Here is an 18,478-nt window from a genome sequence, read left to right on the forward strand (position 1 = left end):
TTTTTAAAAAAGTTTCAAATTTTTATGCTTTCCATTTTTAACTGCCTTTTAAGTAAGATTAAATTATTTGCAATTCTGTTTTGTCATAACTTGTTTATTTTTTTCAAAAATGAAGAGCTAGCCCAGGTTTTAAATAGTTTTCGAACTCCCTTTAGAGTTCTTTGGTGACTAAATAAATAGTGTATATCACGTAAAAACTTAACAGCAGTAATGCTTCCCAACGATCAAGCTTTTTCCTTTTCCCAGTAAACATTGCTATGATGAGAAAAATGGTTCCTCCAATTAATGTGAATAATTGCTGGTTGAAATTGGGATTGTATGCTATCGGTTTTACAAAAGAACTTATAGAAAGGATGAGCAGCAGATTAAAAATATTTGATCCAATGACATTCCCAATAGCGATGTCACTATTCTTTTTTAAAGCTGCAACAATAGAGGTCACTAATTCTGGCAGGGAAGTTCCTGCTGCAATGATGGTTAAGCCTATAATCTTTTGACTAATCCCTAAATCTGTTGCAATGGCGATACTGTTATCAACGACTAATTTTCCACCTATAATAAGTCCGGCCATCCCCAGAATAATCAATCCCCAAATTTTATAATTTGGTTGCGCTTTATAGGCTATCTCCTCCACTTTTTCATGCTTTAATTGCGTAAAAACATAATAAATGAACAAACTAAAGCCGATTAACAAAACAATTCCATCAATCCTTGAAATTTCAGATTGCTGCTGACTAAAAAAATTATTAGCAAGCAACAATACAAGCACGGCGGAAACCAGGGAAATGGGTATTTCTTTCCACGCGGTGGAGGTTTGTACGGTAATAGGATAGATTAAACCTGCGATACCCAGGATCACAAATAAATTGAAATTATTACTTCCTATAATATTCCCAAATACAATGTCGGGCAGTCCATCAAATGAGGCAACAGAATTTATTACTAATTCGGGAGCAGAAGTTCCAAAAGCTACAATCGTCAAGCCAATAACAAGATCTGAAACTTTGTTTTTTTTGGCTAAAGCAGAAGCGCCTCCCACCAGCCAATTCGCGCCAAAAATAAGGCCAGCAAAACCTGTAATAATCAATAAGGAAGCTATAAGCATTTATATCTCGTATTCATTGTAAATCACCACGTCACATATAAAAAAAATGTTGTGCGTAATGGATGATAAAACTAATCAAAAATCAATCACACCCTATTATTGATTCTCTTAAAAATACTTTTGAAATTCTTATTTTCGAAAAGCTATATTTTCAGCTGTCTTTTAGTGAAAGGATTGTCTGAAATCTAAAGGAGAAAGATGAGTCTTGGCCTTGAAAAGTTTGCTGAATGATTGTGAATGTTCAAAACCTAATTCATAAGCAATTTCGCGGATAGATTGGTTAGAAGTCGATAATTTTTGTTTGGCTTCAATAATCAATTTATTGTGAATATGTTGTTGTGTGCTCTGACCTGTTAATGATTTCAATAAGTTACTCAAATAGTTGGGCGAGATGTTCAGTGTATCAGAAATATATTGAACGGTAGGTATGCCTTTAGTGATTAAATCGTCACTCTTAAAGTAGTGATTCAGCGTATGCTCCAAAGCATCTAAAATTCTATGATTGGCAATCTTACGGGTAACAAACTGCCTTTGATAAAACCTTTCAGCGTAATTTAATAGGGTCTCCATTTGAGAAACAATAATGCGTTGACTAAATTTATCAATATTGTTATGGTATTCTTGTTTGATGTTTTCAATAATGCCATTGATTACCCGTTCTTCTTTATCTGATAGAAACAGGGCTTCATTTACGGTATAATTAAAATAATCATACTGCTTTATAGTTTTTGATAAAGGAGTATTCCAAAAAAAATCGGGATGAATAAGTAACAACCATCCTTACATTCTTTTAAGTTCGTCTTGGGAATGCTCTATCTTAAAAACCTGATTGGGCGCTATAAAATACATTAAACCTTCATCAAAATCATATTCGCTTTGGCCATAACTGAATTTAGCATTAAAATTCCTTTTTAAAGAAATTGAATAGTAATCCAACACCATATTGATGGGGTTACTGTGATGCGTTTTCCCTTAAACATCTCTTTCTTTTCGTTGCAACCATGGGGCGCAACCAAGATCGTGTCCACAGACACACATCTTGAATTAGCACGTAATTTGTAATCTTGTATTTAATTTTTAACCATGTCCACTAATCAAACAACCATATTTAATACATCAATTAGATGTTATGAATTTTGGCTAATTCAGTTAATCGTTTCTTTCCTTCAACACGTACAGCTTTTAAAAATTTAAATGCCAAATCGGAAGCATAATATCCGTCCTCTATGGTGACATGATGAAGCGATTTATAATTTAAATTGTATTGCGCATGGCATAATAGATTATAAACTCGTTGAGATCGAAAGGAATGTTTAGGAAGAACAATTTTTATACTCTTACTAAAGTTCTGGCATAGATGAATCATATAATCTAAATCAAATATGGGTGGCTTATATTCCCAATACACCCAAAGGAGCGCTGCACAGGTTTGTGAAATAGCTTGATTCGCTAAAAGAAGTTTAGCGGGTTCGCTATAGGTATCATCACTCACATCCAATTTACTATTAAAGTATTCTGCTTTACTCATTCTAGATTCCCAACGTTCTTGTATTCGTTGAAACATTATTGGATGATTATTATATCCGGTAAGAAAAAAAGGGCTCTCTTGAAAAATTATATTATTCTCATTTAAAACTAAACCTAAGAAATTGTCTCCTTCCGTCAATCGGTTTTCAATCTCATTCAAAGTATAATGAATACTAAAAATCTTTACTTGTTGCTTCATTTTGGTAAACACCTTTCCCATAAAATCCTTTGGATCGTTGATATAAGATTTACTTACAATGAGAAGCGTAATTTCCCAATTTTTATTTTTAGTTGTATTTTTCTTATGATTGAAATAATAATAAGATTTATGTTCATTAGTTCGTATGCCTATCCAATAAATTGAATGAACATCTGTAATAGATTTAATTACTGCTATTAGTTTCTTTAGAATAGCTTCTGGTAAATTAGCTGAGTTCATAATTTAAAATTTAGGTTGATAATGAGGATTTCTGTAATTTGGACTAACGCAAATTCGATAACTTTGGGTGGATGCAAATTGGTAAGCATAGATCAAAAGATGTTAAAGTGAAACTTCAGTGATGGTCAATGAGCCTTCAAGTTTTAAAAAGAAGTGACCGTAGCGAACCAGAACGACCAGTAAAAAACAACCCAAAACTTGTTTTTTACTGCAAAGAGTGAGGAGTGCAATTTTTAAAAAGAATGTTTATCTTTGAGATTATGAGCACAGCAACAAAAACCAGTCATATCGGTAGAAAGATCAGCCGAATCAGAGAACTTCGAGGAATGAAGCAGGAAGCCCTTGCCGCAGAATTAGGAATCAGTCAGCAGAGTGTATCCAGCTTAGAACAAAGCGAGCATATTGAAGATGAAAAGCTTGAAAAAGTAGCTAAGGTGTTAGGGGTAAGTAAAGAGGCTATTGAAAATTTTTCGGAGGATAATATCTTAAATATTATTTCAAATTCATTCCACGATAATTCGGCTTTGAATGCCGTATTAAATAATCCAACCTTTAATCCTATAGATAAAGTTGTTGAGCTTTATGAAAGGTTATTAGAAGCTGAAAAAGAGAAAGTGGCTTATTTGGAGAAACTTCTTAAATAAATAGCAGTTTCTTAATACCGATTTTCATCCATAAAAATAATAGCTCAATTAATGAGAATTGTACACCTTTCAGATATACATCTTAATAGTAATAATAAAGAAGATCTTAAAAATTACTATGTAGAGTCTTTAATTGAAGATTTAAGTAATTTTAGTCAGGAGAAAAAAATAGACTTGATACTTATAACAGGAGATTTAGTCGACAAGGGAGGTAATTCTCTTGGTGCAGAACCATATAAGTTTTTTCAAGATAATTTTATTACGCCAATAAGTGCCGCTTTAGATGTCCCTTCAAATCATTTTTTGATCATTCCTGGAAACCACGATATAAACAAAGAATTTATTAAAGTGGATAATGAATTTTATCTTTCGGAAAAGTTAAACTGTAAATTAGCAAACCAATATGTTGAGGATTTAAAAAATGAAATTAAAGATGAAAATAAAAGAATTGAGCAATTTAAAACATTTGAAAAAGAATTACATAGTTTAACTGAAAATTATACATTTTCCAATATGCATTCTTTATATATTTGGAATAATAAAGAATTTAAAATTGGGTTCGCATTAATAAATGATTCGTGGCGATGTTCACCAGATCTAAAAAGAGATCAACACTTTATAGGGCATGATCAATTATTTAAAGCTCGAAATTTTTTTATAAAGGAAGAAACGGATCTAAACTTAGCAATATTTCACCATCCATTATCTGCTTTAAATGGAGATGAACAATCAGAGATTAAAAACATTTTAAAAACCAAGAATTTTGATATTGCTATTTTCGGTCATAATCATAAATATGAAGCTGAAAGACTAATCTCTGGGCATGGCGGATATTTGTCCATAAATGGCAGATCCGCATTTTCTAATCCTAGTGAAACATCAAGTTTATATCAACCAGGATATAATCTTTTAGACTTAGATCCACATCAAAAAACTTATAAAATTTCGGCAAGAAAATTTATAAAAGGTTCTGGCTATAGATTTGATAAGGATACTGATTCAATACCTAATGGAGAGGAATCTGGTTCATTACCACAGCCTGAAAGACTTTACGCATTAGCAGAGGATACAAATAATGAAGATGAAAATTTACCAGATAGTTACACTGCTGATGTTGATCGCATAGTTGGTTTATTGATTGGAGAGTCAATATATCCTGATAAATATGCATTCACAAGAGAGCTTGTACAAAACTCAGTTGATGCTTGTAATAGAGTTATTGAAACCAATTCTCATGCATCCCCTAGGATAATAATTACAATAGATCCTGAATCTAATTTTATCGAAGTATATGATGAGGGAGATGGAATGACTAAAAATGTTATCAAAAACCATTTCGCTGTAATAGGAAAAAGCATTAGCCAAGATCATAATGAGAACACACAAAGATCCAATCTTATATCAAAATTTGGGATTGGATTTATTAGTACTTTTATCGCAGCAGAAAAAGTAGTTATTAATACTAAAACTGAGGAAGATGGTTCAATCAAATTTGAAATTGAAGATGTATTTAAAGGCTTTAAATATTTTAACAATTCTCAAAATGAACTAGAAAGTAAGTCAGGTACATCAATTAGGGTTTACTTAAAAAAAGGTTTTGATATTAATACTGCTTCTGATACAATAAGAAGATATTGCAGACATGTTAATAATTTAGAAATCAAGCACGGAGATTCAGTAATGAAAATCGAAGAGAGATGGAATATGGAAGACTCTTCATTTTTTTACACAGTCGATAATAATAGATACTCATTAAAGTTAGGGTTAAATAATTCCACTAGAGGATTATATGCTTCCTACTGCGGCTTTTTTATCAGTCCTCATAACAGCGCCATTCTACCTTTTCGTTTTCCCTCACATATTGTTGGAGAAATAAATTTTGCACCTAAGAGTATAGATTTTGATATATCTAGAACGAAAATTATTTCCACAGATAAATCACAGGCGGTTCAAAGAGAAATTTCATTAGCGTTAAGGAAATTATTTAGAGATTGTTTGGAATCTAGCAATGAACTAACATATCAAATTGTTGTCAATTATCTGCAGTTTTATTTGCAAAATTATGACCAATTAAAGCCTCTGTATGATAAGTCATACCAAGATTTTTATTCGAAGAAAGAATTAATCTCTCTCTGTAAGGAAAATATAATTGTTGAATATGAAAACCAAAGGCGAAGTTTGAATGAGGTATTTCTGAGATTAAAATCTCAGAATATTGATATTATATTTAGCATTAATTCTAATGTAATCTCAGATTTTCAAAAAATAATTATTCAATACCTGCAAAGTAAAGGTCATTTTATTTTCAAAAATATCAATTTTAACGTTAGCTTTCATGATGTTTCACAGCAAAGTGTAAACTTAAATACAGTTATTCAAATTATTTGCAAAGAGATGGCAATTCCATGCCAAGATATTTCCGAAGTAGATCCCTCTATTTTGAGTGAAATGAAAATGAATAAAAATCAATTTTCTGCATCATTACAAAATTTAATAATTGAAATTGAAAATGAGTATTCAATTCAAATTGAAATTGGAAAGTTTAGTAATATTAATAAAGCTTCTGTAAATAATGGGAATACATATTTTTTAAATTATGACCATCAAACTTTTCAGTCTTTAATTAAAAAATCAGGTTCACTTTTCTCAGAAAAGTTTAAAATATATCTTTTAGGTATAATTGGATTGGATTTAAAAGATTAATATTAAGTAATTTAGAAAATATAAGTTTAAGAAATTAGGAAGAAAAGATTTTTAAAAATTGATATTATTACGATACCAAAGACAATTTAATATTATTAGTCTTATAGTTCTTTCAGTTAATTGAATGATTCGGTGAAAGCTGAGGGTGTAATTTGAAGTCTGTCTGAGAAATTTTATATTAATACTCAAACAGAATTAGAATGACACAAGATGAATTAAACAAGATTGAAAAGAAAGCCTTAGAACAACTTACCACTGGCAAAAGTCTATTTGGAAAGGATGGTGCTTTTGCACCGCTTCTACAGAATTTTTTAGACAAGGCTCTCGAAGCAGAGATGGATGGCCATCTTGACCATGAAGAGCGCTCCCATGGAAATAAGCGTAATGGTAAGGGTAACAAGAAACTTAAAACAGGGGTTGGCACTTTTGATATTAAAACACCACAGGACCGTCACAGTAGTTTCGAACCCGAGATCGTAAAGAAGCGCCAAACCATTCTGGCTGATAACCTCTCCGAGAAAATAATCGGTCTTTACGGGCTGGGAATGAGTTACCGGGATATCTGCAGCCATATCAAAGAAATGTACGATACTGAGATCTCCCACAATGTTCTAACAGAGATTACCGACCGGATTATCCCTGATATTAAAGCCTGGCAAAATCGTCCCTTAGAACCTCTTTACTGTATCGTATGGCTGGATGCCATGCACTATAAAGTCAAAGTGGATGGGAAGATAAAACATAGGGCGCTCTATAATATTCTGGGCATAAACAAAGATGGGTATAAAGAAGTGCTTGGAATGTATATTTCAGAAAGCGAAGGTGCCAATTTCTGGCTTCAGGTACTTACTGACCTTCAAAATAGGGGACTTGAGGATATACTCATTGCCTGTACTGACAATCTCAAAGGCTTTACGGAAGCTATCCTCAGCATTTTCCCGAAAACAGAGGTGCAGCTGTGCATAATTCATCAAATAAGGAACTCGATGAAATATGTAGCCTCTAAGGATCAGAAGGAGTTTATGACAGACTTAAAATTGGTGTATCGTGCTACCAGCAAAGAAGTAGCGCAAGACCAGCTCCTGAACCTGGAAGAGAAATGGGGCAAGAAATACCCGGTAGTTATTGAAAGCTGGCAGCGTAACTGGGAGCACCTATCACAGTACTTTAAATATACTCAGCCCATCAGAAAGCTTATTTATACCACCAATGCCGTGGAAGGATTCCATAGACAAGTACGTAAGGTAACCAAGACTAAAGGAGCCTTTAGCAATGATATGGCACTTCTAAAGCTGGTCTACCTGGCTACAAGAAACATTGAAAAGAAATGGACAGCTCCTTTACATAATTGGAGCCTTACGATCCAGCAATTTTATATTAAATTTGGAGACAGAATATCACTGGATATAAACGCCAATTCCACTGGGGCTAGCCCCAGTGGAATTGAAATATCAGACAGAGTTTAATTTACAGACCCACAACAACTTTTGAACCTTGAACTTTTAAACTTTAAACTTTAAACTTATATGATTTCTGCATTATAGCCTATCCAAACATCATTACCGATATTAATATTCCCTTTTTTCGGATAGTTTTTTCCGTCCATGGCGTTTTCCCAACCTTTCCCAAAAATAGCAAAAGGATAAGTAGATAATGAATCTGTCAAATGATTTGCGCCATTCATTATGAATTTAACATCAGAAGCAATCATACAGAATTTCCCAATTATTAATTTGTCATCAACAAAATCGAAATGGTATTTTACATTTTTCTCAAAATTTTCTATGTTTTCAAAATCATCATAATATGTATAGTCGCCAACAATGATATTGGGGTTCTTCACAACATTTTTTAAGAAACAAAGTCTGTCGTAATTCTCAAGTGGAAATTTTATATTTTTATCTGGCCCTATCATTTATTTTAATCTGTTTAATTTCGGGTGGTCTTAAATAACGTATAGCGTAATTTTATATGGAAAGTTGTTTATGTTTAGCAACATTTCCCGTTTCTCTCCTCCTCTGAAAATCTCTAAAACGTATTAGGGTTTGCCATGAAATGCTTTAAGGAAAGTTCCTCTCGTGGTTCAACGCCCTTACTTAAAATTAGTTTTATAAATCCCAGAATTGAATGTTCCCTAAAAGATCTATAGTGACCAATTGGTTTTGATCGATATTCATTGTCATTCCGCTTATACTGCCTTTGTGTTTGGTATAGGTTGCGGCTAAACTTCCTGATGACTTATTCCATTTACGTATAGATTTATCTAATCCATACGTATAGATAAATTTAGGGCTTGCCAAGCCTGACAGTACTTCTAAACTTAAGGGAACGTTGACGATGCTGTCTTTTCGATCTTTTCCGGAAATATGGATGGGCCAGTCTGGATGTTTTTCCTTGTAAAGGACGCTATCTACTTCAGCATTGTAAAAAGCAAACTCCTTACCGCCTATCAGTACTACATTTTTCTCAGCATCTACATCGGCTATATGGCCACTACTGTTCAAAGAAGCTATGTCATTTGTTTTATAATTCCAGCGAATGATTTTACTCTTTCCGTCAAAATAAATATCCCCGTTATCGGCTATGTATTTTGGACGCATTTGTTGTAATTCTGTTGGGGTCTCCAAGAGTTTATAATCATTTTTAAGATCCCATATATAATGATTTCCTTTATAGTCGAATGTTCCCAGGAGTCCGCTTTGCTCATTATAGCAAAGTTGAGATGCCCAGGTCTGTTGAATAGGTAAGGTTCCCGTGACTGCACCGGTTGATGCATTGATGATGACCACTCCAGAATTTAAAGTTGCAGCATAGAGTTCATCACTTTGGGCATTATAAACCAGACTGTATATTTCATCATCAATACTTGCGATTTGTTTTCTGTTTTCTTTATTATTGATGAGCTCATATATTTTTCCGCTATAGGTGGAAACAAAAACAGTATCACGGTTTGATTTGTAAAGGACATCGGTATAGGTAACCGGATTGATACTAGTGAATTTATTTTTCTTTATGGTGATTTTTTGTTCACAGTTAGTGAAAAATAGAACTGTAAGAATGAGTACGGTAATTTTATAAAATTTCATTGCATTAATTGCTTTCTATTAGACTTCGTTTTTTTCCGTTGTCTGAAACATCCAACCAGGTTCCGTCATCAGAAGCGCCAAGATTAATCTGGTTTCCATTTTTACCCCACATTTTTAGCGTGGATGCTCCTTGAGGCTCGGCCATAAATAAAACACGTTGGGAAATTTTGGAATCCAGGGTTAAAAATATATTTCCATAAGAATCGTCGGTGACATAACCTCCACGTTCCTGACCTTCGTGATCGTAAAGCATCACACCGGAAACACCGGAATTGTCTCCTCTATAAAACCGATACCCAAAGGATTGTGGCGGTGGTAGGTGTGTACCTATAATCACGCGCTCCACGCCTATTGAATCGGCTACTACAAGCCCTCTCACTTTTAAAACTTCGTTGGAGAGGTCTATTTCTACATTATTGTTTTTTACAATATAGACCACAAGACCGGCTGTAACAAATAGGTTTAGCACTAATAGATATTTTAATACGGTATTTTTCATTGGTTGAGTTTTCAATCTTAAAAATCTGAAATGCTAAAATAAAAAGTACTACTGAAGTAAACAAAGGGATTACAAAGGTTATTGCTAGTGCTACTCCATAAGGAATAAAGTTATCCCTATTTACGATTTTTGTTAATTTTTCTGATTTTTGAAGCTTAGCTAAGCTTAATAAGAAAACCGCTTCTCCTGATGATTATGAAAGCGGTTTTTATGCTGAAATTAAGTGACTGGATTTGAAAAGGGTTATATAGGTTTTATTCTACGTTAAGAAAGAATCGTTCTTTTGATTTTCCGACGGCCCCGATTCTTTTATAAAATTTTATAGCTCTTTTATTGAATTCTGGTGTTTGCCATTGGATCATTGCGCAACCTAGTTTTTGGGCTTCTTCTTTAATCTTATCCATTATTTTTCCCCCAATACCAAAGCCTCTTGATTCTTCTGTCATAAACAGGCAATCCATATAGATATAATTCGTAGCATCCCAGGTTGAAAATTGCTTCATATAGGCAGTATAACCTATAAGGCGACGTTCTTTCTCTACCACCAGGCAGTATAGACTTGGATGATCTGAGAACAGATGTTTATTCAATAATTCTTCTTTTTGTTGAACATCATAGTCGGCCTTTTCATAATCTGCGTGAAGCTTGCATAAATTCACTAATTGCAATAAATCCTTTTTTTGTACAAAACGTATTTTTGGTTCATTCATCATAGCTCTATACTAATCGTATCGTTTAAATATTCTTTAAAATGGGGGTTGGGTATTTGTTTTAGCACATTCTTGATCCATGAGATCCTTTCGTGATTAATTATTTCTAATTCCCAAATACAGGGAGCGAGTCCGTCACCCGATATTTTTTCAAATTCATTGGGTTTTTCGGGATTCGTCATAAATATATGAGTATTCAGCATATTTTTCCCGACCCACCAATTAATCAATGAAAATATGCCTTCTGTCCCGGCGTGTAAAATCAAAAATGCCATCTTATCGTTCGTATCATCGAAACTGTTTTCTTGTTGAAACCAGCTGGGAAGTTGACTAATAACACTTTTATAGAAAAGCGGATGGTCAAATGCTCCACTCTTGGAAATGGTATATACTTTTACTTGCCAAGTACCTATTTCTACTATTTCTTTAAATTTAATTTTTCTTGTTTTATAATTTTCCATTTCAATGTTCAGTTTTACAGAAAGTCCGATTTCTAATTATCGCCATTTAGTGTGGCGCTAACTATGAATCTATAAAATACATTTCATTTTTTATACCCCATATGGCATTAAGAAATTAAAATCGGCCCGGTTGAATGATTTTGTGAAGTAGAACAAAGCAAAATTATATCGAGAACTTAATTTTAGCTTCAAGTCATATTATTATCGATATTAAAATAATAACCAATTTTTACGCGAAGTGGCAGACTTTAAGCTACCATAATAAAATGCATTAAGGTTGATCTCTTTTACTTTTCTGAATACTATCTACAGGTTTAACGCAACTAAGTTTCCATTTTTTTAGATGAGTAGCTCGTGTAAATACTACCGTTCTTTTAAGTGTTTTTATCCTATCTAAATTGTTTGGGTTTTTGGCCTTTACCGGCAAGTTCTGCCAGCTCGTTGATTCGTTTTTGTCTTGTTTCTTGCTTTTTGGCGGAAATGATCCAATACAGTAGCATTTTTTTATTGGACTTGCTAAGCCCATCAAAATATTCTAAAGCGTTTTTATAACCGGCCAGGGCTTGTTTTAAATCCTCCGGGAGGATAAGTGCTTCTACCTGATCTAAAATAGTCCAGGAACCGTTTTGTTTTGCTCTTTCTACTGCTTTAAAACCTGCCTTGGTCATTTGGTTAGTTGAGGTTAATTTTTCAATTTTCTCTTTATTGATTTTACTCCAGGTGCTATTGGGTTTTCGTTGGCAAAAGTATTGCTTATAGCTTTCTTTGTCTATGCTTTCGACTTTGCTATCTATCCAGCCAAAACATAGGGCTTCGTCTACGGCATCACTCCAGGAAATGGTTTTTCTGTCCGATTGTTTTTTATAAAAAACCAACCAAACAGCATCTTTACGGTGATGGTTGTTAAATAGCCATTCACGCCAATGCTGTTTATTCTTTGGATAAAATAATTCGAATTCTTGTTTGTTCACTTTTCTTATTTTTCATTGCAGTCATTATGTGTGAGAACACTATGACCGCTGTCCTATTTACTGGTTGGCTATTGTTAAGCTAAAGAATAAAAAATCGGTTGAAGGGATTTCTGTAAAACCCAATTGGTGGGCCATGCTAATAATTTGTCCGCGGTGATAGGTACCGTGATTAAACAAATGTTGGAGATATTCGGCAATTGAAATATTGGTTTCAAACCAAGGTGTTTTGATATAGCTATTTTGGATTAGTGCTTCATCTGATAACTGATTTACTTTTTCAGCAATGACCGCTGAACGGTGAAGTACCCCCTCAAATACTTCCTGAGAATTCAGGTCTCGCATCCCATAACGGTTAACGGCATCCTGATTTTTAAAAAGATGAGCGCACCACATTTCCTCAATCGCCCAAATATGATTTAAAGTGGGGAGCACTCCTTTAAAACTTGAGGGCACTTCTTTTTGGAGTTTTTCTTCGGGTTGATTGCTTAACCAGTTTACCAATTGCCGGTTAGCACTTAAATTGTAAGCGGAATAATCTGTGATCATTTTTTTAAGGTTCATTTTATGCTTTTTTAAATTAATACTGGTTCAAAGCTAAAATGAGTGAATGACAAGGGTATGTCAGGGGTGTTATTGATCGTGATTTTTATCAAAAAAATCTTGTAGAGTCATTTGATGGGGTTCAAATTTCTCCGTTAAGAGCTGTAATTTTTTAATTCGGTCTAAACGGAAATACCTAAATTCTTTTCGCAATCGACATTTAGCCAATAACAACCAGTTTTCTGTACTCAACAATGCAAATGGTTCAATAATGCGTGTTGTTGTTTTTCCTTCCGCATTGATGTAATCGATTTTGGTTTGCAAAAAATTGGTCAGTGCAAATTGCAGGTCAGATAAATTGCTGCTGTTTCTTTCCAGGCTTTTAATTTGCTCAAACTGTGTTCTTTCAGAAAGTAGGTTGGCTTTGTCTTTTTGGCTATAACGCAACACGGCTTTTATTTTTTCAATGGCCGCTGAATAATCTCTTATAAAAGAGGTGTCTTTATTTTTAAGGACCAGTTGCTCTGCAATGATCAACGCATTGGCCTGGGCTTCAGTAAACATCAATGGCGGAATGGTATAACCTTCCATTAGTAGATAGCCTTTACCCTCTTCTGTGATGATGGGTACGCCTGCCTGTTCTAAGGCCCGAATGTCACGATAGATAGTTCTAACGCTTACCGAAAATTTGCTCGCTAAGGCTGTGGCTGTGACTAAGCGTTTTGTTTGCAACAGGGTAAGTATGGCTGTAAGCCGTGAAAGTCTTGTGGTGTCGTTCAAGTTCATTCGATAGTTCGTAGTGCTTTTTTAAGAGCGTACTATAAGTTGCTAAAAGTATTGGGATTATTTTCTTATAAAACTAACTAAAAATCCTCGTTCCCAATTCTGATTGGTATTAAAATACTTATAGAAAACTATTATTGTTTTTTGAGTTTATTTGCTTTTGCTCAGGTTATACAGTTGCGGTATTTGGTGATTTTTGAAGAATATATGTTTCATTTATTTTAGTTTCTTTAGAATAAACTGGTGTGTTACATAGGCTGTAGCTAATGAAATTAAAAGCCCTATCAATGTTCCCCAATATATCCCAACCGAAGTGTACAACAATCTTATGGCGATTATATAAGACATTACGTTTATAAATCCACTTATTAATAATGCTTTTGCTAATCCTATAGCTATCTTTGCACCACGACTCTTATGTAAAATAATGAGAGTGGAAACAAAAACTGCTGGAAAAGAGGCCAAAATCCCTCCAAATAACGGACTTAAAAATTTGGAAGCCAGAACGGCTGCACCAATAATTATCCCTGCAAAAAGGGCTCTTGCTAAAAGATTTAAACCCTTATATTCGGTTTTTTGTCCTACCATCGACAATGCACTGAATGTTTTCTCAAAGAGAATAGTACTTACTATAAGGACTACTATACAAATACCCAGCCCCCAAATAAAGTTATTAAAGTCTAAGAGGATGATAAGATAAGAGATGCCAAACCATACTAATAATGCTGCTCCCATTGATAACCACAAGCCCTTTTTGGATAGCGCTGCATAGACCAACATAAAAGGGCCGTTTGCAGCGAAGGCTAAGGGAACAACAGATGTGGATGCTACGACACTTTCCACTCCCTGACTTAAGCCTATAAAAAATAACGCAATCACTACGGTACTTGGAAGACCGGCAATTAATCCGCCGACTTTGGTTCCGAATTTATCAACAACGACGGTGCTTGAAGCCACCCAAATGCCCCCAACGATAAGGCTTAATACTACCTTGATTATAAAATCTTGTTCCATAGATTTTAATTGAGATTTTTATTCCAAATCGGCAAATAGGGCAAATAGACGCGCTGTAATAGGTTTTATATGTTTAGTGGGTTAGGGATAAAGATAGCTAAAAGTTAAGGTGGACACTGTTACCTTATTGCTTGCACACAACTCTAAGAGATCGCAAAACAATTGCCCTTGCTGCTATAAATTAATTCTTATTACTCTCTTATTTTCTTCCAAACATTAGCGTGTTCTCTGCACAAAGCCATAGTTTGTGGCAATTATTTTTGGAGCATGTCTTTATTAGCTTTTTAACTTTCAACAAGCACATTCAATTTGAGCTCCTTTTGATGGCTGTGTACCAGTTGTCGCATATCCATCAAATTTCCACCACTCGATTCCTCCAATAAGTTCTTTTACTTTAAATCCTAGTTTAGTCATTTTTAAAGCAGCTTTTGTAGAAGCATTACAACCAATCCCGTCACAGTAACAAACATAGATTTTTGCCTTATCCAAATGTTTGGTACTTTCCTCATTCATGTCTCTGTGAGGAAAATTTATTGCATTTGGAATATGTTCTTTATCAAAACCAAAGGATTTTCGAGCATCCAGAGCTATAATATTCTCGCCATCTTCCATTGCGTCCCATAAATCTGAAGGATCCATTTCGTAGGTGAGTTTGTTTTTGTAAAATTCAATTTGTTTTGGCATCATTTCTAAAGTTGATTTTTGCCAAAATTAACCTGAACAACTCCCCGATTTAAATTTGGAAATTGAGCTTTTTTAAATGCTAACTGAAATTTCCTCATCTACCTTATAGCTCTAAATGATTAACTTTATGCTCTATGGAAATCAAATATTTTAGGCTAATCAAGACCATTGCAGAAGAAGGTAGTATTGCCAATTCTGTCGAAAAATTATTTTTAACTCAATCTGCTTTGAGTCACCAATTAAGGGAACTGGAAGAAAGATTAGGGTTTAAAGTTTTTCTTAGAACAAGAAATAAATGGGAACTGACAGAGGAAGGTATTGAACTATATAAACTAGGAAATAACATTCTTGAAAGTATTGAAAAAGGTTTTCAAAATATTGAACAATTGCGAATGGGCTCTTTTGGTACAATCAAATTAAGTACAGAATGTTATAGTTTTTATCAAGGCCTCTTTGCTTTTATACAAAAAATGGCACTTTTATATCCTGACATTAATGTTGATCTAATTCTTGAAGCAACCCACCACCCCATACCAAAAATTTTATCAAACGAAATTGATATTGCTATAGTTACCTCCAAACCTGAAAATGAAAATTTATCAAGTATTGAAATTTATGAAGATGAGGTTTTTGCCATTATACATAAAGAAAATACGTTGAACAAAGATGAATTTTTAGAGGTCAATGATTTTTATGATGTGCATTTAATCATCCACTCTTTTCCTTTGGAAACGGTTTCGTTTTATAACAAGTTTTTAAAACCTAATAAAATTACACCCTACAAAATTTCAGCTATTCCAATTACCGAGGTGGCTTTAGAAATGGTCGAAGCCAATATGGGCATAATGTGTATGCCGAAATGGGCTTTAAAATCGTTTAAATTGTCTGAAGATTTGATCTTTAAGCGAATTGGAAAAAATGGATTAAAAAGGACACATCATTTAGTAGTTCGAAAATCCGATAGATCAAAGAAATACATTAACGATTTTATTTCAAATTTCAAAGATGATTTTTCAAAGGTTTAAGTGGCTTTTCAGCTTTCAGCTAGCATCCTATTACAAGTTGTATTATATCTTTTTAATCAGCGTAAAATTAAAAAGATTTTTGATATCCTCTTCTAAAAGTATTTTTTGCGAAGTACGCCTAAATGCATATAAATTTCAGTAGTACCTTAGATTGGTTTGCCGATAAAACCTCTACCTTTATTGCTCTCCACTCCACCCAAGCCTAACGTTATACCCTTATAATTTAAGCCAAAACTAGATTTATCAATATATAGCCGATAACCGCCAATACCGACCATTATCGGGATGGAATTAGTTAAGACTTGGTTTATTGGGAATTGGTTAGTCTACAGGAATATTTAGTTTTTAGTGGCTTTTGCTTCCGAAAGTTCAATTTTCAAATACTTTGTCCAAAAGTTAGCAAATTAGTATCAGGGTCAAGTATTGAAAATTCTTTTTGTCCCCAAGGTTTGGTACTTAATGTTCCGTTTGGATGAATTTCTGTTTTATTGGCGAGCAAAAATTTATATAAATTTTCAATATCATTGGTTCTTATATATACCTGTCCATAATTTTCTTTTGGACGAAGATCTTTAAATTCAAAAAAATGAATTTCTATATTCTCTTTTCGAAGCATTAAATATCCTTCATAGTTACCTATTTCCTTAAAACCTAAATTATGCATGTAATAATCTACAGTTACATTTTTATTGCGCATTGGCAATTTGGGAATAATATCTACTAGCATATTTACAATTATTATTAAGTGTTTAATGAAAAAATATGTTCATAAATTTAACTGTTTAAAACAGGATTTTCATATAATTTATTTCAACTTTTAGACTACGATAAAATACAACCTACATATCCTAAACATAGGATGACCGGCTAGAAATTAAATCTCGTGGGATAAGCTCACCGGCATTTATTAATATTCGATTTTCACAACTTCAAAAAATTATTTCGGCAAGCCTCTACAAATTAATTACTGCTTGTCGATGGAATAGCTAGCTTATATCGTTTCCTATAAATCCAATAAAAGTTAGTATTATTTTCTATACTAGTGTAAATTAGTACCAATTAATCTAATAATTAAAACGTGCTAAGCTTGGTGTACCTATACTTAAATTGATATAATTAAATAGTAATGGGAAATAGTTTCATCAAATGGAAAACACTGGTACGATGGTGCGCTATACTTTATGGGGTTTATTCGTTTTTCTTGCTTATCGAAGTGCTGGATTTTCTATCGCTACTTCATACGAAAAATCCAAATCAAACACCTACTTATACACTTATAAACGTAGTGTATGTTATTATAGAAATGATTATCTGTTTGGTAATAACTTTTTATTATACCGTATTGCCTTTACCCACATTTTCGAAGTCGTATAGAAAAATCTTATATGGTGGACTGTTAGTTTTGGTGTTCCGAATTATAATTGTGTATTACTTGTACATTTATACAACTCACGAATATAGATGGGTCCCCTACATTTATAAAACTGCTAATGCACTTAGTGATTTTATGCGAATTGTATTTTTGCCTTTACCGATTATTCTGGGGGTAATCGCTTCTTGGTTTTGGTGGAAGAATAGGAAAAATCTACATCCGTAATTAGTTATAAAAAATCACGAATTATAAGTGTATTCTTTAATGGATCACGACTTATTCCATCTTTTTATAGACTATTTTATAATCGGCTTCTGTATTGGTGCTGTAACCACTTAAAATCAAGGTCTCATTTTCAATTTTCAATTTTTCACAGCGTTGCTCTTCGGTTAAACTAAGGATGATCGTGTTCTTATCAACCTCTTTTATATTATTCACCTGGAAAGGGCATTTATTTGAAATTTCGAATGCTTTGAATGTTGGTGGCTCCACTACTCCTTCTTCTGTGAATTTAACTTCTTGTCCGCTAATTTCCAGCATTCGGTAAGGATATTCCGATTCTTTCCATTTCCCCTGAATATTTTTAACCACCTCATCTTTATTGAGTGGTGAAGAGAAATTTGCTTCGTCACCTGTTTGTTCGATTGCTGACTCATTTTTAGGGGATTGATGCTCATCAGACTTTTTAGTTGCATCTTTACAAGCGAAAACACATACTAAGAGTAATCCTAAAAGAAACTGTTTTTTATTCATAGCTTGGCTTATAAGTTGTTTTAAATAATAGATCCAACGAAACCATTCGACTTCACTCCACGTGAAATGTTCCAATAAAAATAGTCAAATAAAACTCCTGTAGATCACCACAATTGTTATTGTTTTCTAAATAGAAAAGCAGGTTCATGTATAGAAACAAGT

At 33.5% G+C, this 18,478-nt stretch carries 21 protein-coding genes; 5 read left to right on the plus strand and 16 right to left on the minus strand.

The features are described from left to right. Positions 1 to 151 precede the first annotated feature (151 nt). The 4 genes from AC13DP_RS06755 to AC13DP_RS06770 form a co-directional block, all read right to left on the minus strand. Complete coding sequence (locus AC13DP_RS06755) at positions 152 to 1,105, minus strand: calcium/sodium antiporter (RefSeq protein ID WP_347407021.1); 954 nt, start codon at positions 1,103 to 1,105, stop codon at positions 152 to 154. 162 nt (positions 1,106 to 1,267) lie between these two features. Beyond that, a complete protein-coding gene (locus tag AC13DP_RS06760) occupies positions 1,268 to 1,879 on the minus strand; it encodes a helix-turn-helix domain-containing protein (RefSeq protein WP_347407022.1) in 612 nt (203 codons plus the stop codon). A gap of 6 nt (positions 1,880 to 1,885) precedes the next feature. After that, the gene (locus AC13DP_RS06765) at positions 1,886 to 2,047 is read right to left on the minus strand and encodes a hypothetical protein (protein WP_347407023.1); all 162 of its coding nucleotides are present in this window, start codon (positions 2,045 to 2,047) and stop codon (positions 1,886 to 1,888) included. Between the two features lie 178 nt (positions 2,048 to 2,225). Beyond that, complete coding sequence (locus AC13DP_RS06770; protein WP_347407024.1) at positions 2,226 to 3,071, minus strand: hypothetical protein; 846 nt, start codon at positions 3,069 to 3,071, stop codon at positions 2,226 to 2,228. Positions 3,072 to 3,313: 242 nt separating this feature from the next. On the opposite strand from AC13DP_RS06770, the gene AC13DP_RS06775 reads away from it, so the two are divergent. The 3 genes from AC13DP_RS06775 (at position 3,314) to AC13DP_RS06785 (ending at position 7,884) form a co-directional block, all read left to right on the plus strand. Then, the gene (locus AC13DP_RS06775; RefSeq protein ID WP_347407027.1) at positions 3,314 to 3,715 is read left to right on the plus strand and encodes a helix-turn-helix domain-containing protein; all 402 of its coding nucleotides are present in this window, start codon (positions 3,314 to 3,316) and stop codon (positions 3,713 to 3,715) included. A 51-nt stretch (positions 3,716 to 3,766) separates the two neighbouring features. After that, the gene (locus AC13DP_RS06780; protein ID WP_483067459.1) at positions 3,767 to 6,418 is read left to right on the plus strand and encodes a metallophosphoesterase family protein; all 2,652 of its coding nucleotides are present in this window, start codon (positions 3,767 to 3,769) and stop codon (positions 6,416 to 6,418) included. 200 nt (positions 6,419 to 6,618) lie between these two features. Beyond that, positions 6,619 to 7,884, plus strand: a complete 1,266-nt coding sequence (locus AC13DP_RS06785) for an IS256 family transposase (RefSeq protein WP_347407483.1) — start codon at positions 6,619 to 6,621, stop codon at positions 7,882 to 7,884. A gap of 56 nt (positions 7,885 to 7,940) precedes the next feature. Here the strand turns inward: AC13DP_RS06785 and AC13DP_RS06790 are convergent, their stop codons facing one another. The 10 genes from AC13DP_RS06790 to AC13DP_RS06835 all read right to left on the minus strand — a co-directional run bounded on the left by AC13DP_RS06790 (position 7,941) and on the right by AC13DP_RS06835 (position 15,169). Then, positions 7,941 to 8,333 carry an LbetaH domain-containing protein gene (locus tag AC13DP_RS06790; protein ID WP_483067460.1) on the minus strand — a complete coding sequence of 131 codons (393 nt, stop codon included), beginning with the start codon at positions 8,331 to 8,333 and terminating at the stop codon, positions 7,941 to 7,943. A gap of 193 nt (positions 8,334 to 8,526) precedes the next feature. Continuing rightward, a complete protein-coding gene (locus tag AC13DP_RS06795) occupies positions 8,527 to 9,504 on the minus strand; it encodes a WD40 repeat domain-containing protein (protein ID WP_347407481.1) in 978 nt (325 codons plus the stop codon). 4 nt (positions 9,505 to 9,508) lie between these two features. Beyond that, complete coding sequence (locus AC13DP_RS06800; RefSeq protein WP_347407480.1) at positions 9,509 to 10,003, minus strand: hypothetical protein; 495 nt, start codon at positions 10,001 to 10,003, stop codon at positions 9,509 to 9,511. 254 nt (positions 10,004 to 10,257) lie between these two features. Further along, positions 10,258 to 10,716, minus strand: a complete 459-nt coding sequence (locus AC13DP_RS06805) for a GNAT family N-acetyltransferase (protein WP_347407479.1) — start codon at positions 10,714 to 10,716, stop codon at positions 10,258 to 10,260. Next, positions 10,713 to 11,174 (minus strand): hypothetical protein, encoded by a 462-nt coding sequence (locus AC13DP_RS06810; protein WP_347407478.1) that lies wholly within the window; start codon positions 11,172 to 11,174, stop codon positions 10,713 to 10,715. The genes AC13DP_RS06805 and AC13DP_RS06810 overlap by 4 nt, the downstream gene beginning before the upstream one ends. A gap of 389 nt (positions 11,175 to 11,563) precedes the next feature. Next, positions 11,564 to 12,145 carry a YdeI/OmpD-associated family protein gene (locus tag AC13DP_RS06815; protein WP_347407477.1) on the minus strand — a complete coding sequence of 194 codons (582 nt, stop codon included), beginning with the start codon at positions 12,143 to 12,145 and terminating at the stop codon, positions 11,564 to 11,566. Positions 12,146 to 12,202: 57 nt separating this feature from the next. Next, a complete protein-coding gene (locus AC13DP_RS06820; RefSeq protein ID WP_347407476.1) occupies positions 12,203 to 12,706 on the minus strand; it encodes a DinB family protein in 504 nt (167 codons plus the stop codon). A 69-nt stretch (positions 12,707 to 12,775) separates the two neighbouring features. Next, positions 12,776 to 13,471: a helix-turn-helix transcriptional regulator gene (locus AC13DP_RS06825; protein WP_347407475.1), complete on the minus strand. Its 696-nt coding sequence runs from the start codon at positions 13,469 to 13,471 to the stop codon at positions 12,776 to 12,778. 213 nt (positions 13,472 to 13,684) lie between these two features. Beyond that, positions 13,685 to 14,482, minus strand: coding sequence for a DUF3147 family protein (locus AC13DP_RS06830; protein ID WP_483067461.1), 798 nt, complete (start codon positions 14,480 to 14,482; stop codon positions 13,685 to 13,687). A 291-nt stretch (positions 14,483 to 14,773) separates the two neighbouring features. After that, positions 14,774 to 15,169, minus strand: coding sequence for a rhodanese-like domain-containing protein (locus AC13DP_RS06835; protein WP_483067462.1), 396 nt, complete (start codon positions 15,167 to 15,169; stop codon positions 14,774 to 14,776). A 131-nt stretch (positions 15,170 to 15,300) separates the two neighbouring features. Here AC13DP_RS06835 and AC13DP_RS06840 point away from each other — a divergent pair, with 131 nt between their 5' ends. Further along, positions 15,301 to 16,191: a LysR family transcriptional regulator gene (locus AC13DP_RS06840; RefSeq protein WP_483067463.1), complete on the plus strand. Its 891-nt coding sequence runs from the start codon at positions 15,301 to 15,303 to the stop codon at positions 16,189 to 16,191. Positions 16,192 to 16,567: 376 nt separating this feature from the next. Here AC13DP_RS06840 and AC13DP_RS06845 read toward each other — a convergent pair whose 3' ends face one another. Beyond that, complete coding sequence (locus tag AC13DP_RS06845; protein ID WP_228249492.1) at positions 16,568 to 16,918, minus strand: bleomycin resistance protein; 351 nt, start codon at positions 16,916 to 16,918, stop codon at positions 16,568 to 16,570. A 399-nt stretch (positions 16,919 to 17,317) separates the two neighbouring features. Between AC13DP_RS06845 and AC13DP_RS06850 the strand changes: the two genes are divergently transcribed. After that, complete coding sequence (locus AC13DP_RS06850) at positions 17,318 to 17,788, plus strand: hypothetical protein (RefSeq protein ID WP_347407408.1); 471 nt, start codon at positions 17,318 to 17,320, stop codon at positions 17,786 to 17,788. Positions 17,789 to 17,839: 51 nt separating this feature from the next. Here the strand turns inward: AC13DP_RS06850 and AC13DP_RS06855 are convergent, their stop codons facing one another. Continuing rightward, positions 17,840 to 18,316 (minus strand): hypothetical protein, encoded by a 477-nt coding sequence (locus AC13DP_RS06855; protein WP_347407407.1) that lies wholly within the window; start codon positions 18,314 to 18,316, stop codon positions 17,840 to 17,842. Positions 18,317 to 18,478 lie beyond the last annotated feature (162 nt).

It is taken from the genome of Zunongwangia sp. L-65, from assembly GCF_056859415.1.

Coding starts and splice junctions, on each gene's coding strand:
- AC13DP_RS06810 (WP_347407478.1), bottom strand. CDS start 11,174: ATGGAAAATTATAAAACAAGAAAAATTAAATTTAAAGAAATAGTAGAA.
- AC13DP_RS06825 (WP_347407475.1), bottom strand. CDS start 13,471: ATGAACTTGAACGACACCACAAGACTTTCACGGCTTACAGCCATACTT.
- AC13DP_RS06785 (WP_347407483.1), top strand. CDS start 6,619: ATGACACAAGATGAATTAAACAAGATTGAAAAGAAAGCCTTAGAACAA.
- AC13DP_RS06755 (WP_347407021.1), bottom strand. CDS start 1,105: ATGCTTATAGCTTCCTTATTGATTATTACAGGTTTTGCTGGCCTTATT.
- AC13DP_RS06805 (WP_347407479.1), bottom strand. CDS start 10,716: ATGATGAATGAACCAAAAATACGTTTTGTACAAAAAAAGGATTTATTG.
- AC13DP_RS06770 (WP_347407024.1), bottom strand. CDS start 3,071: ATGAACTCAGCTAATTTACCAGAAGCTATTCTAAAGAAACTAATAGCA.
- AC13DP_RS06855 (WP_347407407.1), bottom strand. CDS start 18,316: ATGAATAAAAAACAGTTTCTTTTAGGATTACTCTTAGTATGTGTTTTC.
- AC13DP_RS06820 (WP_347407476.1), bottom strand. CDS start 12,706: ATGAACCTTAAAAAAATGATCACAGATTATTCCGCTTACAATTTAAGT.
- AC13DP_RS06780 (WP_483067459.1), top strand. CDS start 3,767: ATGAGAATTGTACACCTTTCAGATATACATCTTAATAGTAATAATAAA.
- AC13DP_RS06845 (WP_228249492.1), bottom strand. CDS start 16,918: ATGCTAGTAGATATTATTCCCAAATTGCCAATGCGCAATAAAAATGTA.
- AC13DP_RS06795 (WP_347407481.1), bottom strand. CDS start 9,504: ATGAAATTTTATAAAATTACCGTACTCATTCTTACAGTTCTATTTTTC.
- AC13DP_RS06835 (WP_483067462.1), bottom strand. CDS start 15,169: ATGATGCCAAAACAAATTGAATTTTACAAAAACAAACTCACCTACGAA.
- AC13DP_RS06765 (WP_347407023.1), bottom strand. CDS start 2,047: ATGGTGTTGGATTACTATTCAATTTCTTTAAAAAGGAATTTTAATGCT.
- AC13DP_RS06790 (WP_483067460.1), bottom strand. CDS start 8,333: ATGATAGGGCCAGATAAAAATATAAAATTTCCACTTGAGAATTACGAC.
- AC13DP_RS06850 (WP_347407408.1), top strand. CDS start 17,318: ATGGGAAATAGTTTCATCAAATGGAAAACACTGGTACGATGGTGCGCT.
- AC13DP_RS06830 (WP_483067461.1), bottom strand. CDS start 14,482: ATGGAACAAGATTTTATAATCAAGGTAGTATTAAGCCTTATCGTTGGG.
- AC13DP_RS06800 (WP_347407480.1), bottom strand. CDS start 10,003: ATGAAAAATACCGTATTAAAATATCTATTAGTGCTAAACCTATTTGTT.
- AC13DP_RS06775 (WP_347407027.1), top strand. CDS start 3,314: ATGTTTATCTTTGAGATTATGAGCACAGCAACAAAAACCAGTCATATC.
- AC13DP_RS06840 (WP_483067463.1), top strand. CDS start 15,301: ATGGAAATCAAATATTTTAGGCTAATCAAGACCATTGCAGAAGAAGGT.